The sequence below is a fragment of the Micromonospora sp. NPDC005710 genome, from assembly GCF_040630995.1.
In the GTDB taxonomy this organism is placed as follows: domain Bacteria; phylum Actinomycetota; class Actinomycetes; order Mycobacteriales; family Micromonosporaceae; genus Micromonospora.
Genome location: NZ_JBEXYP010000018.1, coordinates 1 through 17,410 on the forward strand (window position 1 = coordinate 1; position 17,410 = coordinate 17,410).

The 17,410-nt window shown below is 73.3% G+C and carries 14 protein-coding genes; 11 read left to right on the plus strand and 3 right to left on the minus strand.

The features are described from left to right. Positions 1-687: 687 nt before the first annotated feature. Complete coding sequence (locus tag ABZ406_RS22775) at positions 688-2,109, minus strand: hypothetical protein (RefSeq protein WP_357764991.1); 1,422 nt, start codon at positions 2,107-2,109, stop codon at positions 688-690. On the opposite strand from ABZ406_RS22775, the gene ABZ406_RS22780 reads away from it, so the two are divergent. Then, the gene (locus tag ABZ406_RS22780) at positions 2,098-3,084 is read left to right on the plus strand and encodes a Replicase polyprotein 1ab (RefSeq protein WP_357765266.1); all 987 of its coding nucleotides are present in this window, start codon (positions 2,098-2,100) and stop codon (positions 3,082-3,084) included. The two genes, ABZ406_RS22775 and ABZ406_RS22780, sit on opposite strands and share 12 nt — an antisense overlap. Beyond that, positions 3,081-4,112: an HAD-IIA family hydrolase gene (locus ABZ406_RS22785; protein ID WP_357764993.1), complete on the plus strand. Its 1,032-nt coding sequence runs from the start codon at positions 3,081-3,083 to the stop codon at positions 4,110-4,112. The genes ABZ406_RS22780 and ABZ406_RS22785 overlap by 4 nt, the downstream gene beginning before the upstream one ends. A 14-nt stretch (positions 4,113-4,126) precedes the next feature. On the opposite strand, the gene ABZ406_RS22790 is transcribed toward ABZ406_RS22785, so the two are convergent. Continuing rightward, positions 4,127-4,465, minus strand: coding sequence for an SCP2 sterol-binding domain-containing protein (locus ABZ406_RS22790; RefSeq protein ID WP_124815234.1), 339 nt, complete (start codon positions 4,463-4,465; stop codon positions 4,127-4,129). Positions 4,466-4,576: 111 nt separating this feature from the next. Between ABZ406_RS22790 and ABZ406_RS22795 the strand changes: the two genes are divergently transcribed. The 5 genes from ABZ406_RS22795 to ABZ406_RS22815 all read left to right on the plus strand — a co-directional run bounded on the left by ABZ406_RS22795 (position 4,577) and on the right by ABZ406_RS22815 (position 11,272). After that, positions 4,577-5,164, plus strand: coding sequence for a hypothetical protein (locus ABZ406_RS22795; RefSeq protein WP_357764997.1), 588 nt, complete (start codon positions 4,577-4,579; stop codon positions 5,162-5,164). Between the two features lie 155 nt (positions 5,165-5,319). Continuing rightward, positions 5,320-5,502: a hypothetical protein gene (locus ABZ406_RS22800; RefSeq protein ID WP_357765269.1), complete on the plus strand. Its 183-nt coding sequence runs from the start codon at positions 5,320-5,322 to the stop codon at positions 5,500-5,502. A 40-nt stretch (positions 5,503-5,542) separates the two neighbouring features. After that, positions 5,543-6,403, plus strand: a complete 861-nt coding sequence (locus ABZ406_RS22805) for a TlyA family RNA methyltransferase (protein ID WP_357764999.1) — start codon at positions 5,543-5,545, stop codon at positions 6,401-6,403. A 103-nt stretch (positions 6,404-6,506) separates the two neighbouring features. Further along, complete coding sequence (locus tag ABZ406_RS22810) at positions 6,507-7,391, plus strand: NAD kinase (protein WP_357765002.1); 885 nt, start codon at positions 6,507-6,509, stop codon at positions 7,389-7,391. A 158-nt stretch (positions 7,392-7,549) separates the two neighbouring features. Continuing rightward, positions 7,550-11,272, plus strand: coding sequence for a S8 family serine peptidase (locus ABZ406_RS22815; RefSeq protein ID WP_357765005.1), 3,723 nt, complete (start codon positions 7,550-7,552; stop codon positions 11,270-11,272). Between the two features lie 69 nt (positions 11,273-11,341). Here ABZ406_RS22815 and ABZ406_RS22820 read toward each other — a convergent pair whose 3' ends face one another. Next, positions 11,342-12,361 carry a helix-turn-helix domain-containing protein gene (locus ABZ406_RS22820; RefSeq protein WP_357765008.1) on the minus strand — a complete coding sequence of 340 codons (1,020 nt, stop codon included), beginning with the start codon at positions 12,359-12,361 and terminating at the stop codon, positions 11,342-11,344. 89 nt (positions 12,362-12,450) lie between these two features. Here ABZ406_RS22820 and recN point away from each other — a divergent pair, with 89 nt between their 5' ends. The 4 genes from recN to ABZ406_RS22840 all read left to right on the plus strand — a co-directional run bounded on the left by recN (position 12,451) and on the right by ABZ406_RS22840 (position 17,409). Further along, positions 12,451-14,208, plus strand: a complete 1,758-nt coding sequence (gene recN / locus ABZ406_RS22825) for a DNA repair protein RecN (protein WP_357765011.1) — start codon at positions 12,451-12,453, stop codon at positions 14,206-14,208. 119 nt (positions 14,209-14,327) lie between these two features. After that, positions 14,328-15,506, plus strand: a complete 1,179-nt coding sequence (gene steA / locus ABZ406_RS22830) for a putative cytokinetic ring protein SteA (protein WP_357765014.1) — start codon at positions 14,328-14,330, stop codon at positions 15,504-15,506. Positions 15,507-15,533: 27 nt separating this feature from the next. Further along, a complete protein-coding gene (locus tag ABZ406_RS22835) occupies positions 15,534-16,475 on the plus strand; it encodes a copper transporter (protein WP_357765017.1) in 942 nt (313 codons plus the stop codon). 67 nt (positions 16,476-16,542) lie between these two features. After that, positions 16,543-17,409 (plus strand): hypothetical protein, encoded by an 867-nt coding sequence (locus tag ABZ406_RS22840; RefSeq protein ID WP_357765020.1) that lies wholly within the window; start codon positions 16,543-16,545, stop codon positions 17,407-17,409. The last annotated feature ends 1 nt before the right edge of the window (position 17,410 follow it).

Here is a 17,410-nt window from a genome sequence, read left to right on the forward strand (position 1 = left end):
GGTACTGCACTCGTGAGGGTGTGGGAGAGTAGGACGCCGCCGGACAATCTTCCAGTCGAGGGCCGCCCCATCCGGGTCGGCCCTCGACTGCGTAGCGCCATTGGTGGCGCAATCAGGAAGGATGTACCTGTGAGTTCAGGACCGCAGGGCGGAGACCGTCCCCGTCGCTACGAAGACCGTACTGACGGCGCGGGCGGACGCGACCGCGGCCCACGCCGCGACGACCAGGGCCGGCCCCCGTACCGGGGAGACCGCGACAGCAGCGGCGGCGCCCGAGGCGGATACGCCGGCGCCCGCGACGCTGGATCCCGTGGTGGTGACCGGGACAGTTCGCGTTCCAGCGCACCCCGTGAGGGCGGCTACCGCGGTGGCGACCGCCGTGAGGGTGGATTCCGGTCCGGCGACCGCGACAACTCCCGTTCGAGCGGCCCGCGTGAGGGCGGCTACCGGGGCGGCGAGCGTGACGGTTCCCGCTCGGGTGCCCCGCGTGAGGGCGGTTTCCGGGGCGGCGACCGTGACAGCTCGCGTTCCAGCGCTCCGCGCGAAGGCGGCTTCCGTGGCGGCGACCGCGACGGTGGTTTCCGGGGCGGCGACCGCCGTGAGGGCGGCTTCCGTGGCGGCGACCGCGATGGTTCGCGCTCGGGTGCGCCCCGTGAGGGTGGTTACCGTGGTGGCGACCGGGACGGTTCACGTTCCAGCGCTCCGCGCGAGGGTGGTTTCCGTGGTGGTGATCGTCGTGAGGGCGGTTACCAGGGTGGCGACCGCACTCGTTCGGGTCCGCCGCGTGAGGGTGGTTTCCGTGGTGGTGACCGGGACGGTGGTTTCCGTGGTGGCGATCGCCGTGAGGGCGGCTTCCGGGGTGGTGACCGGGACGGTGGCTTCCGCGGTGGTGACCGGGATGGTTCTCGTTCGGGTCCGCCGCGTGAGGGTGGTTTCCGTGGTGGTGACCGGGACGGTGGTTTCCGTGGTGGCGACCGCCGCGAGGGCGGCTTCCGGGGCGGCGACCGCGATGGTTCTCGTTCCAGCGCTCCCCGTGAGGGTGGTTTCCGTGGCGGCGACCGCGATGGTTCTCGTTCGGGTCCGCCGCGTGAGGGTGGTTTCCGCGGTGGTGACCGGGACGGTGGTTTCCGTGGTGGCGACCGTCGTGAGGGCGGCTTCCGGGGCGGCGACCGCGATGGTTCTCGTTCCAGCGCTCCCCGCGAGGGTGGTTTCCGTGGTGGTGACCGGGACGGTGGTTTCCGCGGTGGTGACCGTCGTGAGGGCGGTTACCAGGGCGGCGACCGCACGCGTTCCGGCCCGCCGCGTGAGGGTGGCTTCCGTGGTGGCGACCGCGATGGTTCGCGCTCGGGTGCTCCCCGCGAGGGTGGTTTCCGTGGTGGCGACCGCGATGGTTCGCGCTCGGGTGCACCCCGCGAGGGTGGTTTCCGTGGTGGCGACCGCGATGGTTCGCGCTCGGGTGCACCCCGCGAGGGTGGCTTCCGCGGTGGCGACCGCGACGGTGGTTTCCGTGGTGGTGACCGTCGTGAGGGCGGTTACCAGGGTGGCGACCGTACCCGCTCGGGTCCGCCGCGTGAGGGTGGTTTCCGCGGTGGTGACCGGGACGGTGGTTTCCGTGGTGGCGACCGCCGCGAGGGCGGCTTCCGGGGCGGCGACCGGGACGGTTCGCGGTCCGGTGCCCCCCGCGAGGGTGGCTTCCGTGGGGGCGACCGGGACGCTTCGCGGTCGAGTGCTCCCCGTGAGGGTGGTTTCCGTGGTGGTGACCGGGACGGTTCTCGTTCGGGTCCGCCGCGCGAGGGTGGTTTCCGTGGTGGCGACCGTCGTGAGGGCGGCTTCCGGGGCGGCGACCGCGACGGCTCGCGTTCCAGTGCCCCCCGCGAGGGCGGCTACCGGGGCGGAGAGCGTACCGGGGGCTTCCAGGCCGACGAGCGGCCGCGTCGCGAGGGGGAGTTCCGTCGCGACGACCGCGCGGGTGGCTCCGAGTCGTTCGAGGGCGGGCGTAGTTCGGCCCCGGCGCTGCCGGACGACATCGTCGCGACCGACCTCGACAAGGACGTCCGCGCAGAGTTGCTCTCGCTGAACAAGCCGGTTGCCGAGACGGTGGCCCGACACCTGGTGGCCACCGGGCAGCTGATCGACGAGGACCCGGCCGAGGCGTTGGCGCACGCGCTTGCCGCCCGGCGGCTCGCGTCGCGCATCTCCGCTGTCCGTGAGGCCGTGGGCCTGGCCGCGTACCACGCGGGGGAGTGGCAGTCGGCGATCGCCGAGCTGCGTACGTACCACCGGATGAGCGGGCTGCAGAGCCACCTGGCCGTCCTCGCGGACTGCGAGCGGGCCCTCGGCCGGCCGGAGCGGGCCATCGACCTGTTCCGTGGCGCGGACCGGGAGAAGCTGGACCAGGCTGTGGCGATCGAACTGCTGATCGTCGCCGCCGGCGCGCGGGGCGACCTCGGGCAGAAGGACGCCGCGGTCGCGATGCTCCAGGTCCCGGACCTCACCAGCGAGGCCACTGTGCCGTGGACGGCTCGGCTGCGGTACGCGTACGCCGACGCGCTGCTCGCGGTGGGTCGGCGCGACGAGGCCCGCGAATGGTTCTCCCGCGCCGCCGACGTGGACACCGAGGACGAGACCGACGCCGCCGAGCGGCTGCTCGAACTCGACGGCGTGGTCATTGAAGGCGACGACGAGGACGAGGCCGCCGAGGAGATCGCCGCAGGCCCGGGCGCTCCTGGTGCGGTGCCGGCCCAACCCGACGCCGACCTGACCGGCGACGACGACTTCGAAGACGACGAAGACGACGAAGACGACGACGAAGACGACGAAGACGACGACGACGAAGACGACGAAGACGACGAGGACTTCGACGACGACGAGGACGAGGACGCCGCTGTCGGCCGTCCCGCCGACGACGAAGGCTTCGACGACGAGGACGAGGACCGTCACCCGACCGAGAGCGGCAACGCCGACGCGGACACCGCTGGCGACAGCGGCGTGACGTCCGGCGGCACCCCGGCGGACGGCGCCCCGGCGGACGCCGACGGGACCGCCCCGGCCCGGAACGACGAGTCGGGTTCGACGCAGCGGTGAGCGCGGGCGTGGGGGAGCGGCTGGTCGACGGGTACACCCTCGTCGTCTTCGATCTGGACGGCGTGATCTATCTGATCGACCGGCCGATCCCCGGCGCCGTCGACGCGGTGGCCCGGTTGCATGCCGAGGGGCGGGCGGTGGCGTACGCCACGAACAACGCGTCCCGCCGGTCCAGCGAGGTCGCTGACCTGCTGACCGGGATGGGTGTGCCGGCCCGGCCGGAGGAGGTCCTCACCTCAGCCGCCGCCTCGGCCGAGTTGCTGCGTGACCGGCTGCCCGCCGGCGCGTCGGTGTTGGTGGTCGGTGCGGAGGCGTTGCGTGCGGAGTTGCGCGCTGTCGGTCTCACCCCGGTCACCCAGGCCGATGAGAAGCCGGCGGCTGTGGTGCAGGGGTACGGCCCGCAGGTCGGCTGGGCCGATCTGGCCGAGGCGTCGGTCGCGGTGCGGGCGGGTGCGATCTGGATCGCCACCAACACCGATCGGACCCTGCCCAGTGGGCGGGGGCCGCTGCCCGGCAACGGTTCGCTTGTCGCCGTGCTGCGTACGGCGTTGGAGCGGGACCCTGACGTGGTGGTCGGAAAGCCGGAACCGGCGCTGTTCGAGACGGCCGCTCGGCGCAGTGGTGGTGGGCGGAGCCTGGTGGTGGGTGACCGGCTGGACACCGACATCGAGGGCGCCCGTCGGGCGGGGCTGGACAGCCTGCTCGTGCTCACCGGCGTCAGTGGCGTACCGGAGTTGCTGGCCGCCGAGCCGCAGCGCCGTCCCACGTACGTCGCGAGGGACCTGGCGGGGCTCTTCGACCCGGCTGCCGCGGTGCGGGTCCCGGGCTCGGCGGACGCCGGCGGTTGGTCAGTGACCGACCGGGACGGCACGCTGGAGTTGGCCGGGGCCGGTCGGCCGCTGGACGCCCTGGCCGCGCTCTGCGCGGTGGCCTGGTCGGCGTCGGTGCCGGCGCTGCCGAAGATCCGCCCGGTGGGTGTGGACGCTGCCCACGCGATGGAGAGTTTCGGTCTGACCGCGGCGGTGTGACACCCGCGCGGTCGTCAGAGCAGCTTGCGCAACTTGAGCAGGTCGAACGGATTGGCCTTGATCGAGACCCGGCGGGAGGTCACCGCGTTGGTGACGTCCAGGTCGCCCCGGACCAGGGCGAGCAGGTCGTCGCTCGACGTACTCAATGCGATCTTGGCCTTGGGGTTGTCACCATCGGTCAGCTCGACCAGCCGACCGCCGGTGATCCGACCGTGGAATGCAGTGTCCAGGTCGGTGATCCGGCACGCCAGCGTCCGGTCCAGGTCGATCCGTTCGCGAACCGTCTCGGCGTTTCGATCCAACCGGGCGGCCAGCTCCTGCAACGCCTGCCGGCACTCGTCCACGCTGGCCACATCTCCCCCTCGTTGATCGCCACGCCGTCCTCGGCACCGTACCGCACGGGTTGGTCCGGGGCGCCCGGTAGCGTGACACCTGCACACCTCGCCCCGTGGAAGGACTCAGGCATGCAGGACGCGTGGCGCGCCTACCTCGAACTGGCCATGGGCCTTGCGGAGGCGCCCCGGAAGAAGGCCCAGGACGTGGCACGTCGCCTGGTCGGCTCCGGTGGTGCGACAGCAGCCCAACTCCAGGCCCTCGGCGAGGAGCTGGTCACCACCGGCGCCGCCAACCGGGAGGCGCTGACCAAGCTGGTCCGTTTCGAGGTCGACCGGGCGCTCGGCGCTGTCGGTCTGGCCACCGCCGACGAGGTCGCCGAGCTGACCCGTCGGGTGCACGACCTGGAACGGCAGCTACGGGAGGCCCGGTCCGCCGAGCCGGCCGCCGGGCCGCCCGCCGCCGCCACGCCGCAACCGGACCCGACGGCTGCCGCGCGGCCCGGCTCCGGGCTCGTGCCGTCCGACGCCTCGGCGGGTGCCCCGGTCTCCGCGCCGGTGGCGAAGAAGGCCGTGGCGAAGAAGGCGGTCGCCAAGAAGGCCATCGCCAAGAAGGCGCCGGCGACCGTCAGCCGCACCACCGACGAGGACGTCCCGACGCCGGCCGTGATGCCCGCGAAGAAGGCGGTCCGCAAGCTCCCGCCGGACGACGCCGAATGACCCGGCCCGGTCCACCGCCCGGCGGGTCCTTCCCGGCGCGGCCCGGCCCGCCGGCCGGTGGTTCGTTCCCGGTTCGCCCCGGCCCGCCGGCCAGCGGCTCGTTCCCGGGCCGTCCCGGCCTGCCGGCCGACGGCCCGGCCCGGCCCGGTCCGCCGGTGGGTGCCCGTCCCGGGCCGCCACCGGACCTCGGCGACGACGAGACGCGGCATCCGGCGGTGGACGCCGCAGTGCGGTCCCTCGCCAACGCGGCGACGCTCGCCCCCGCCGACCAGATCGCCCAGTACGAGGCGGCCTACGAGACGCTGCGGGAAACCCTCGCCACCATCGACCAGACCTGAGCGGGACGACCAGGCCTGAGCAGACCGGAGAACCACACCCATGGCACGTCGTAACCGGCTGGACGCCGAACTCGTCCGCCGCGGTCTGGCCCGCTCCCGGGAGCAGGCCGGCGCGTTGGTGGAGGCCGGCCGGGTCCACCTGCGGGGCGTGGTAGCCCGCAAGGCGGCCGCGATGGTCGACCCCGCCGACCCGCTCCTGGTGACCGGCGCGGACCCGGCCGAGGAGTACGTCTCCCGGGGTGGGCACAAGCTCGCCGGCGCGCTGGCCGCGTTCGCCCCCGGTGGGCTGCACGTCGCCGGGCGGCGTTGCCTGGACGCGGGAGCGTCGACAGGTGGGTTCACCGACGTGCTGCTGCGCGCGGACGCGGCCGAGGTGGTGGCAGTGGACGTCGGTTACGGGCAGCTCGCCTGGCCGCTGCGCACGAACGAGCGGGTGCGTGTTCTGGAGCGCACGAATGTCCGTACCCTCGATGCGGACGCGATCGGTGGCCAGGTCGACCTGACGGTGGCCGACCTGTCGTTCATCTCGTTGCGGCTGGTGCTGCCGGCGCTGGCGGGCTGCACCCGCGACGACGGTGACCTGGCGCTGATGGTCAAGCCGCAGTTCGAGGTCGGCAAGGACCGGGTCGGTGCCGGCGGTGTGGTCCGCGATCCGGAGTTGCGCGCCGAAGCGGTGCTGGACGTGGCCGCGACTGCCGCGCGGCTCGGCCTCGGGTTGGCCGACGTGGCGGCCAGCCCGCTGCCCGGGCCGAGCGGCAACGTGGAGTTCTTCGTATGGTTGCGCCGGGGCGCACCGGCGGCCGACCCGCAGCGGGTGCGGGCCGTGGTGGCGGCCGGGCCGGACGGCTCGACGACGGCCGGCGGGGTGCCGGACGTGGCGGCGGAGGAGGTCGCAGGGTGAACACGCGTAGCGAGGGTGTCACAACGGGCCGCGCGCCGACACGCGGTCGTGCCGAGGCGTCGGTGGCGCGACGCCGCCCGGTCCGGTGCGGGCGGGTGGCCCGATGAGTCGGACCGCGCTGCTGGTGACGCACACCGGCCGTCGGCGTAGCACGGAACACGCCCGTTCGGTCGCCGCCGACCTGATCGACGCGGGTTTCGAGGTACGGGTGGTCGCCGACGAGGCCGACGACCTGGACCTGCCCGGCGTGGTGCCGGTCGCGGGCCCGCTGGCCGCCGAGGGCGCCGAGATCGTCTTCGCGCTCGGTGGGGACGGCACCTTCCTGCGCGCCGCCGAGCTGGCCCGGCCCGCGAAGGCGCCGCTGCTCGGCATCAACCTGGGCAAGGTGGGCTTCCTGGCCGAGGCGGAGATCGACGACCTGGACACCGCCGTGCGGGACGTCGTCAGCCGCAACTACACGGTCGACGAGCGGCTCACCCTCGACGTCACCGCCGAGTTCGACGGTGGGCCGACGATCGAGTCCTGGGCGCTCAACGAGATCAGCATCGAGAAGGGCGAGCGGGCCCAGATGCTGGAGCTTCTCGTCGACGTGGACGGGCGGCCACTGTCGCGTTACGGCTGCGACGGTGTCGTCTGCGCCACCCCCACCGGGTCCACCGCGTACGCGTTCTCCGGTGGCGGGCCGGTGGTCTGGCCGGAGGTGGAGGCGCTGCTGCTGGTGCCGATCAGCGCGCACGCGCTGTTCAGCCGCCCGCTGGTCACGGCCCCGACGTCCACCTTCGTGATCACCGTCGACCCGTTCACCACCCTCGCGGTGCTCTCCTGCGACGGCCGGCGCGTCTACGACCTGCCACCCGGTGCGCGGGTGACGGTGCGCCGGGGTGCCCTGCCGGTACGCATCGTGCGGCTGCGCCCCCGACCGTTCACCGACCGGCTGGTGGCCAAGTTCGGCCTCCCCGTGCACGGGTGGCGCGGCAGCCGCCGGTGACCGTGGCGCACACCGTCGGTGGATGTCAGCTGTCCACCTGACGACATGTCGCCGCTGCGGCGGCGGGCGACTAGTGACCTGGTGACACGCTCCGACGCAGACTCCGATCGGCCCTCATCTACGGATGGTGGGCCTGGAGGAGTAGAGGAGCCCATCGCATGCACTGGTCCCCACGCTGGCTCGCCGTCGGCGCGGTCGGCGCGTTGGTGGTCGGCGTCGCCGCACCGGCGTCCGCCGACCCGCCCGCCCGGCCCACCGGCCCGACATCGGGCACGCCCACCCCGCACACGGCACCCGTCCGCGTCACCCTGATCACCGGCGACCAGGTCGACCTGGTGCAGGGGGCACCCGGTCGGGTCGCGGCCACCGTCAACCCCGGCCCGGGGCGCAACCGGATCACCTTCCAGACCATCGAGGCCGACGGGGGGCTGCGGGTCCTGCCCAGCGACGTCGTGCCGTACGTCTCCTCGGGGGTGCTCGACCCCGACCTGTTCGACGTGCAGGAGTTGGCGGCCGACGGGTACGGCGACGCCGCGCAGGGCGCGTTGCCGCTGATCGTCAGCTACCAGGAACCGGCCGCCGGGCGGGTCAGGCCGCTGGCCGGCGCCACCGACGCGCGTCCCCTCCAGAGCATCAACGGTGCCGCGCTGCGGGTCGGCAAGGGTGACCTCGGTGGCCTGTGGACGTCGTTGCGTGGCGCACCCGGGCAGCGGGCCGCAACCGGTTCGCCGGCCCGGCTCGGCGCCGGTGTCGCGCGGATCTGGCTGGACGGGAAGGTCCGCCCGACGCTCGAGTACAGCGTGCCGCAGATCGGTGCCCCGATCGCCTGGGCCGCCGGCCGGGACGGTGCCGGCGTGAAGGTGGCGGTGCTCGACACCGGTGTCGACGACACCCACCCCGACCTGGCCGGTCGGATCGCCGAGGCGCAGGACTTCTCCGGCAGCGGCAGCGCCCGTGACGGGCACGGCCACGGCACCCACGTGGCCTCCACCATCGCCGGCAGCGGGGCGGCGTCCGAGGGGAGGCGCAAGGGCGTCGCGCCGGGCGCGCGGCTGCTTGTCGGCAAGGTGCTCGACGACGCCGGCTCCGGCTACAGCTCGTCCATCATCGCGGGCATGGAGTGGGCCGCCCACTCCGGCGCGAAGGTGGTCAGCATGAGCCTCGGTGGCGACCCCACCGACGGCACCGACCCGATGAGTCAGGCGGTGAACGACCTGACCGCCGAGACCGGCGCGCTATTCGTCGTCGCCGCCGGCAACTCGGGCGCCGCGCGGACCGTCGGCGCGCCCGGCGCGGCGGCGGCCGCGCTGACCGTCGGCGCGGTGGACCGCGCCGACAACCTGGCGGAGTTCTCCAGCCGGGGCCCGCGCCTCGGCGACAACGGCCTCAAGCCCGAGATCACCGCGCCGGGCGTCGGCATCATCGCCGCCCGCGCCGCCGGCACCACAATGGGTACGCCCGTCGACGACGCCTACACGACCGCGTCGGGCACGTCCATGGCCACCCCGCACGTGGCCGGAGCGGCGGCGATCCTCGCCCAGGAACACCCGGACTGGCCCGCCGCGAAGCTCAAGGACGCGCTGGTCAGCACCACGAAGGCGAACCCCGCGTTGACCGTCTTCGAGCAGGGCGCCGGCCGGGTCGACGTGGCCCGCGCGCTCGGCCAGCGGGTGTACGGGTCCGCCACCGCCGACTTCGGCCGGCTCGGCACCGGTGGCGCGACCGTCGAGCGGACCGTGACGTACACGAACGGCGGCACGGCCCCGCAGACCCTGCGGTTGGCACTGGATCTGCGCAACCTGGACACCCGCGTGGCCGAGACCGACGGGGTGAGTGTCGGTGGCACCGACGTGACCGTACCGGCCGGTGGCAGCGTCGCCGTGCCGCTGCGGGCCGACCCGGCGAAGCTGGACCGGGGTCTGCACAGCGGGTGGCTGGTCGCCACCGGCGCGGACGGCGTCACGGTGCGCACCGCCGTCGCGCTCACCCTCAGCGGCCCGCTGCACACCGTGACCGTGCGGGCGCTCGACATGCAGGGTCAGCCCGGTCTCGCCTCGGTGCTCACCCTCTTCGGTGAGCAGCCCGAATCGGACTGGCTCGGCTGGGTCGGCGGCGAGGTGCAGCTCCAGGTCGAGGAGGGTCCCTACCTGGTCCAGGCGCTGATCGAGCACGGAGCCCCACTGGACGAGCAGATCACGCTGGTCACCGACCCGGAGCTGCTTGTCGACCGGGACGTCACGGTGGTGCTCGACCCGCGGAAGGGCACCCCGGTGCGGATCGAGACACCGAAACCGACCGAGCAGCGCTCCACGATCAGCTTCTACGAGCACCGGGTCTTCGGCAATGGCCGGCAGGTCGACCACGGCGTGATGACCTACAGCACCGTCCAGCAGGTGAACGTCACCCCGACCCGTGCGGTTCGCCGGGGCGAGTTCGAGTTCGCCTCGCGCTGGCAGTTGGTCGCGCCGATGGTGGACGCGACGATCAGCGGGGTGTCCGGCCCGCTGGACATCAACCTGATGGGTTCCTCGCCAGCGACCGCCGACCGGCGTCGGCTGCCGCTGGTCTGGGCCGGCACCGGCACCCCCGCCGAGCTGACCCGGGTACGCGGCGCCGCGGCGCTGCTCACCGCCAGCCCGGACGCCTCGGAGGAGCAGCAGATCGCGGCGGCGGCCGCCGCCGGCGCGACTGTGGCGCTCGTCGTCCGACCGGCCGACCAGAGCGCGTGGACGTCGTGGACCCCGTTGGGCGACCGGCTGCCGATCCCGGCGATGGCGGTGGCGTACGACGACGGGCAGAAGATCGTCGCGGCGGTGCGGAAGCGCCACACGACTCTGGACCTCACGCTCACTGTGGAGAGCCCGTACCTGTACGACGTGTGGCAGGTCTCGAAGGGCCGCGTCCCGGAGCGGATCGTCCACAAGGTCACCGACGGCAACACCGCCGAGGTGACCACCCACTACGGCAACGTCGGCGGGGAGTGGGCGAGCGAGCAGCGGTTCGGGTGGCGTCCGTGGCAGGAGACCGCCTGGAACGACAACCAGCGGATGGTTCGTGCCGGCACCACCCGGCGAGACTTCGTCAGCGCCGGTGACAACTGGTGGCAGCAACGGGTGTTGCACAAGCTCATGTTCATGCAGTGGGGGCAGCTGACCGGTGGTCTGACCCAGCAGCCCCGGCGGTACGCCGCCAACGACAAGGTGACCGAGACCTGGCACGCGCCGGTGATCCGTCCGGCCGTCCCGGCCCGGGGGGTGCCGGTGCCCACCCGCACCGGTGACAACCTGGATGTGCGGGTGCCCGAGTTCGTCGACGCCGCCGGGCACTACAGCGTGGCCGGCGAGAGCGAGGAGTCGGACACGGTGACGGCGCGGGTCAGCCGCAACGGGCAGCAGATCGCGGACCTCTCCGAGGGCTGGGCGCCGGTGCCCACGACCGCCGGTGCGGCCCGTTACCGCCTGGACGTGACCACCCAGCGGTCCTCGGTCGAGTGGCGGTACGGCACGCGTACCGACACTGGCTGGGAGTTCACCTCGGCCCGACCGGCGGGCGACGCCGCCGCGCCGCTGTCGCTGCTCCAGGTCGACTACCGGGTGCCGGCCGACCTGCTCGGCGCGGTACGCGGCAACCGGCCGCACCAGCTCGGGTTGACCCTGCGGCAGCCGGCCGGGGTGCCGGCGCCGGCAGGTGCCAGCGTCCGGGTGCAGGTCTCCTTCGACGAGGGCGTCACCTGGCGTAACGCGCCGACCACGGGGTCGGGCGCCCGGTACACCGCCACCGTGCCGGCGGGACGCGGAACGGTGTCGTTGCGGGTGCACGCCGCCGACCGGGCCGGGAACACCGTCGACCAGACGGTGCTGCGGGCGTACGGGCTGCGCTGATCGGGCCGGGCGGGGGTCCCGCCCTGCGGTGAAGGGTCCGCCGTCGGTCGACGGCGGACCCTTCCGGCGTCAGAGCCAGCCGCGGCGGGCCACCTGGAACGCCAACCCGGGTCGGGTGTCCACGCCGGCGGCGGCCATCAGGTCGGCGATCCGCCGTTGCACTGTGCGCCGGCTCACCCCGAGCTGGGAGGCGATGGACTTGTCCGGTACGCCCGCCACGAACAGCGACAGCAGCCGCGCCTCGTCGGCGTCCGGCTGGTAACCGTCGCCCGGCCGGTCCTCGGGCTCCGGCCGTCGGGCCTCCGGCGTGGCCACGGCGAGCGGGTCGTCGAGCCGCAGCCGGGTGGCCACCCGCCAGTGACTCTCGAAGAGGGCGAGCAACGCGTCGAGCAGTTGACTGCGGCCGATCACCGCGGCGCTCGGCTCGCCGCCGTCGCGGTCCGGCACCAGCGGGCAGATGGCGGTGCTGGCGTCCACGATGGCCAGACGGACCGGCAGCCGGTCCAGGACGCGGGCCTGTTCCCCGGCGGCCACCCCCTTGGCCAGGTCGGCCAGGGCACCGGGCTCCAGCAGCAGGTCCCGCTCGTAGATGGCCCGGTAGCTCACCCCACGGGCCAGCGCGTCGAACTCCTCGACATTCTCCGGGCCGGCCATCGCGAGAGGATTGGCCCGGCAGAACCAGAGCACCTCGGTCCGCGCCGAGTTCTGCAGGTCACGCAGCCGGTCCCGCAGGACCCGGGCGCCGGTGATCACCTCCACCAGGTGGTCGACGTGGTGTCGGCGCAGCCCGGAGCGGTACTCCTCGGCCAACTGGGTGACCAGTCGGCGAGCCGACTCCAGATCCTCCTGACGGCGCAGCAGCGTTCCGCCGAGGGCGACGTCCGGGGCGGTCGGGCGCAGCGGGGCGTCCGGGTCGTTGTCGGTGGGCTGGACGAGACCCTTGGCGCGCAACGCCTCGACCTGGGCGACGACCTGCTCCCGGGGCCGGTGCAGGCGACCGGCCAACTCGTCGACACGGGCGGTGGTGAGCTGGAGCAGGCAGCGGTAGAGCTCCTCCTCAGCCGAGGTCAGGCCGATGACGTCCAACACGGGGCAGAACTGTACGTCGGCCGGGTACGGGCCCAACCCGGGCCCGTCGGCTGGTCAAGTGTCGGGCCTCGCGTCTACTGTCGGTGGCTGTGCTGGATGAGCTGCGCATCACCGGACTGGGCGTCATCGAAGACACCACGCTGCCGTTGACCGGCGGCATGAACGTCATCACCGGCGAGACCGGTGCGGGCAAGACGATGGTGGTCACCGGCCTCGGCCTGCTCTTCGGCGGCCGGGCCGACGCCGGGCGGGTCCGTGCCCAACCCGGCCGGGCCGTGGTGGAGGGGCGGCTACGGCTGCACGGGCGGGTCGGCGACGCCGTGCACGCGCGGATCGTCGAGGCTGGCGGCGAACCCGACGAGGACGGCTCGGTGCTGCTGAGCCGCACGGTGACAGTGGAGGGGCGCTCGCGCGCCCACGTCGGCGGCCGGAGCATGCCGGTGTCGATGCTCGGTGAGGTCGGTGAGCAGGCGGTCGCCGTGCACGGCCAGTCCGACCAGCTGCGGCTGCTGCGCCCGGCCGAGCAGCGGGCCGCGCTCGACCGGTTCGCCGGCCCCGCCCACGAGAAGCTGCTCGACGCGCTGCGCGAGGCGTACACGGGGTGGCGTCGGGTGGTTGACGACCTGGCCGACCGGCGGCGCAACGCCCGCGAGCGCAACCAGGAGGCCGACCTGCTGCGGTTGGGCCTCGACGAGATCACCCGGGTCGATCCGCAGCCCGGTGAGGACGACGAGCTGAAGACCGAGGCGCAGCGGTTGGAGCACGCCGAGGGCCTGCGCACCGCCGCGCAGATCGCCCAGCAGTGCGTGGCCGGTGGCGTGGAGGCCACCGACGAGACGCCGGACGCCGCGGCGTTGCTCGGCACCGCCCGGCGGACCCTCGAGGCGCAGTCCGGCACCGATCCGGCGCTCGGTGAGCTGGCGGCCCGCCTGGAGGAGGCTGCGACGCTCGTCACCGACGTGTCGGCGGAGCTGTCGGCGTACCTGGCGACGCTGGACGCCGACCCGGCCCGGTTGCAGCACGTCTACGAGCGGCGGGCGGCGCTGCGCGCGTTGACCCGCAAGTACGCCGACGACGTCGACGGGGTCATCGCCTGGGCTGACCGGGCGCGCACCCGACTGTCCGATCTGGACATGTCCGACGACGTGCTCGACGAGTTGGAGCGGGAGGGTCAGCGGCTCGCCGTCGAGGTGGCCGACCTCGCCGGGCGGGTGTCCACCTCCCGGCAGGAGGCGGCGGTCCGTTTCGCCGACCAGGTCACCGTCGAGTTGGCCGGGCTGGCCATGCCGCACGCGCGGATCGAGGTGGCGGTGCTGCCCCGTCCGGCTGGGCGCACCGAGCCGACGCTGTCGGTCAACGGCGTCGAGGTGGGTGTCACCCCGGACGGCGGTGACGAGGTGGAGTTGCGGTTGCTGGCCCATCCGGGTGCGCCGTCGCTGCCGTTGCAGCGGGGTGCCTCCGGCGGTGAGCTGTCCCGGGTGATGCTCGCCATCGAGGTCGTCTTCGCCGGCTCGGGTGGCCCGCCCACGTTGGTCTTCGACGAGGTCGACGCGGGGGTCGGCGGTCAGGCGGCGGTGGAGATCGGCCGCCGGTTGGCCCGGTTGGCCCGCAGCCACCAGGTGCTCGTGGTCACGCACCTGCCGCAGGTGGCAGCGTTCGCCGACCGGCACCTGGTGGTGGCGAAGGACACCGGCGGCGCGGTGACGACGAGCGGGGTGCGTGTGGTGGAGGACACCGAGCGGGCCCGTGAGCTGGCGCGCATGCTCGCCGGTTTGCCCGATTCGGATCTGGGTATCGCTCACGCCGAGGAGCTTCTGGCAGTGGCCGCCAAGGAAAGGCGTCTGTGACGCCGCGTATTGTGAGCGCAAGCACACCGGCTTGTGCCGGTGTGTGCTTCCCTGGGTAGGCGGCCCTGCTCAGGCATGTCGCGACAGAAAAGCCTGCCTCACATGCCAGGATGGTCACGATGCGTCTACCCACGTTGCGCCGGAACCGGAACTCCGAACCGGGCAGAGTCCTCGGCACCGCGCGCCTTGATCGCCGGACGAAACGCCTGGTCGGTCGGCTGCGCCCCGGTGACATCGCGGTCATCGACCACGTCGACCTCGACCGGGTGGCGGCCGACTCGCTCGTCGCCGTCGGAGTCGCGGCAGTGCTCAACGCCAAGCCCTCGGTCTCCGGCCGGTACCCGAACCTCGGCCCGGAGGTGCTGATCGCCGCCGGCATTCCGCTCCTCGACGACCTGGGTGAGGGTGTCTTCGAGCGCATCCGCGAGGGCGACCAGGTGCGCATCGAGGGCAACACGGTCTTCGCCGGTGACGAGCCGGTGGCGCACGGCAGCCTCCAGGACGCCGAGTCGGTGGGCAAGGCGATGGCCGACGCCCGGGAGGGCCTGTCGGTGCAGTTGGAGGCGTTCGCCGCCAACACCATGGACTACCTGCGCCAGGAGCGCGACCTGCTGCTCGACGGTGTCGGTGTGCCGGACATCGAGACCCAGATGCAGGGCCGGCACTGCCTCATCGTGGTGCGCGGCTACGACTACAAGGCCGACCTGGACGTGCTGCGCCCGTACATCAGGGAGTTCAAGCCGGTGCTCATCGGCGTGGACGGCGGCGCGGACGCCCTGGTCGAGGCCGGCTACACCCCCGATATGATCATCGGGGACATGGATTCGGTCACCGACGACGTGCTGCGCTGCGGCGCCGAGGTGATCGTGCACGCGTACCCCGACGGGCGCGCGCCCGGCCTGCCCCGGGTCAACGGCCTCGGTGTGCCGGCGATCACCTTCCCGGCCGCGGCGACGAGCGAGGACCTGGCCATGCTGCTCGCCGACGAGAAGGGTGCCTCGCTGCTGGTGGCGGTCGGCACCCATGCCACCCTCGTCGAGTTCCTCGACAAGGGGCGCGGCGGCATGGCGTCGACGTTCCTGACCCGGTTGAAGGTCGGCGGCAAGCTTGTCGACGCCAAGGGGGTGAGCCGGCTCTACCGGCAGAACATCTCCGGTTCGTCGCTGCTGCTGCTCGTGCTGTCGGCGATCGCGGCGATGGCGTCCGCGGTGGCCGTGTCGACAGTCGGGAAGGCGTACCTGGGCGTGGTCGCCGAGTGGTGGGACAATTTCGTGTTCCAGCTGTACCGGCTCTTCTAGTTCCCGACCGATCAAGAGGCTGCAAGCGTGATCAACTTCCGCTACCACGTGGTGTCCCTCACCGCGGTCTTCCTGGCTCTGGCTATCGGTCTGGTGGTCGGCACAGCCGCCCTCAACGGCCCGGTCGCCGACTCGCTCGAGGGGCAGGTCACCGGGCTGCGCAAGGACAACCAACACTGGCGCCAGACGGTCAGCAACATGGAGAAGCAACTCGCGCTGGAAGAGGAGTTCGCCGAGGAGATCTCCCAGGTCGTCCTGCCCAACACCCTCACCGGGCGTCGGGTCGTGGTGCTCAGCCTGCCCAACGGGCGCGACCACACCGAGGGCGTGCTCAAGAAGCTCCAGCTCGCCGGGGCCACCGTCACCGGCCAGGTCGACCTGCAGGACAAGTTCATCAACCCGGACAACAACTCCAACCTGCTGGAGTTGGCGGTCACCGCGGCCCGCCCGACCGCGCAGACCACCGGCCTGCCGGGTAACGGGCACGGCGTGGAGACCTCCAGCGCCCTGCTGGCCAGCGTCCTGCTGGACCGGGCCCAGGGCGTCACGCCGGTCAGCGACGCCGACCGGCGGGCGGTGCTCGCCGCGTACAACAACGCCGGCTACCTGACCACCGACAGCAACAAGGTCACCGCCTCGGCGGAGGCCGTCATCGTGGTCAGCGGTCAGCCGTACGTCGACAAGGACTCCGACAAGCGGGACGAGTCGGTGGTGAAGATCGCCGAGCAGTTCGACCGCACCGGGTCGATAGTCGTCGCCGGCAACGGCTCCGTCGGCGGCAACCTGGTCGGCGTGGTCCGCGGCGACCCGGTGCTCGCCCAGACCGTCTCCACGGTCGACAACGCCAACACCGTGCAGGGCCAGGTGGTCACCACCCTCGCCCTGGTGCAGCAACTCACCGAGAAGAAGGCCGGGCAGTACGGCGTCGGCGACAACGCCGCGTCGCTGCTGCCTAGACTGCCCCAGTGAGCGAACGACGTACCCAGGTGTCCGGATCCGACGAACTGGCGCGTGAGCGAGCCGCCGAGGTGGCGGCGTGAGCGCGCTGGACCGGCTGTTGATCGCCGGCGCGGGAGCCGCCGCGGCCCGGTACGCGCTGCGTGAGGCGCGCACCTCGCCGGCCGGCCCCGCGTTGGAGCGCACCAACTTCCGTGGCCGCACGGTGAGCCTGGCCGCCGGGCCGGCGCTCGCGGTCGGCGCGGCAGCCGCTGGCGCGTTCGGTGCCACCGGCGGCGCGGCCGGTGGGGCCGCCCTGGTCGCCGGTCTCGGCGCGGGCGGCGTCGGCCTGTACGACGACGTGGTCGGCGCGCGGCCGGAGCAGAAGGCGGCCAAGGGCTTCGCCGGGCACCTCGCCGCGCTGCGTGAGGGGCGGGTGACCGCCGGTCTGGTCAAGGTCGTCGGGGTGGGTGCCGCCGGGCTGGGTGCCGCCGCCCTGCTCGCCGCCGACCCCCGGGTCGCCGCGCACCCCCGCCGGCAGCGACACGGCGCATTCGGCCGGGGCGTCGACGTGCTGCTCGGCGCCGGTGTGATCGCCGGCACTGCCAACCTGCTCAACCTGCTCGACCTGCGGCCCGGTCGGGCGATCAAGTCCGGGCTGCTGCTCGCCGCGCCGCTGACCGGCGGCCCGCAGGGCGGGATCGCCGCGGGTACGGCCGGTGCCGCGGCCGGGCTGCTCGGCGACGACCTCGCCGAGGACGTGATGCTCGGCGACAGTGGCGCGAACGCGCTCGGGGCGCTGCTCGGCGTCGCGCTCGCCGCCCGTACCGGCCCGCTCGGCCGGGCTGGCCTGCTCGCCGTCCTCGCCGGGCTCACCGCCGCCAGCGAGAAGGTCAGCTTCACCGCGGTGATCCAGCGGACCCCGGGGCTGCGCAAGCTCGACGCACTGGGCCGACGCGCCGACTGAC

Excerpts from the sequence above, each read along its gene's own strand:
- ABZ406_RS22795 (WP_357764997.1), top strand. The coding sequence starts at position 4,577 with ATGCAGGACGCGTGGCGCGCCTACCTCGAACTGGCCATGGGCCTTGCG.
- ABZ406_RS22805 (WP_357764999.1), top strand. The coding sequence starts at position 5,543 with ATGGCACGTCGTAACCGGCTGGACGCCGAACTCGTCCGCCGCGGTCTG.
- ABZ406_RS22810 (WP_357765002.1), top strand. The coding sequence starts at position 6,507 with ATGAGTCGGACCGCGCTGCTGGTGACGCACACCGGCCGTCGGCGTAGC.
- ABZ406_RS22815 (WP_357765005.1), top strand. The coding sequence starts at position 7,550 with ATGCACTGGTCCCCACGCTGGCTCGCCGTCGGCGCGGTCGGCGCGTTG.
- steA (WP_357765014.1), top strand. The coding sequence starts at position 14,328 with ATGCGTCTACCCACGTTGCGCCGGAACCGGAACTCCGAACCGGGCAGA.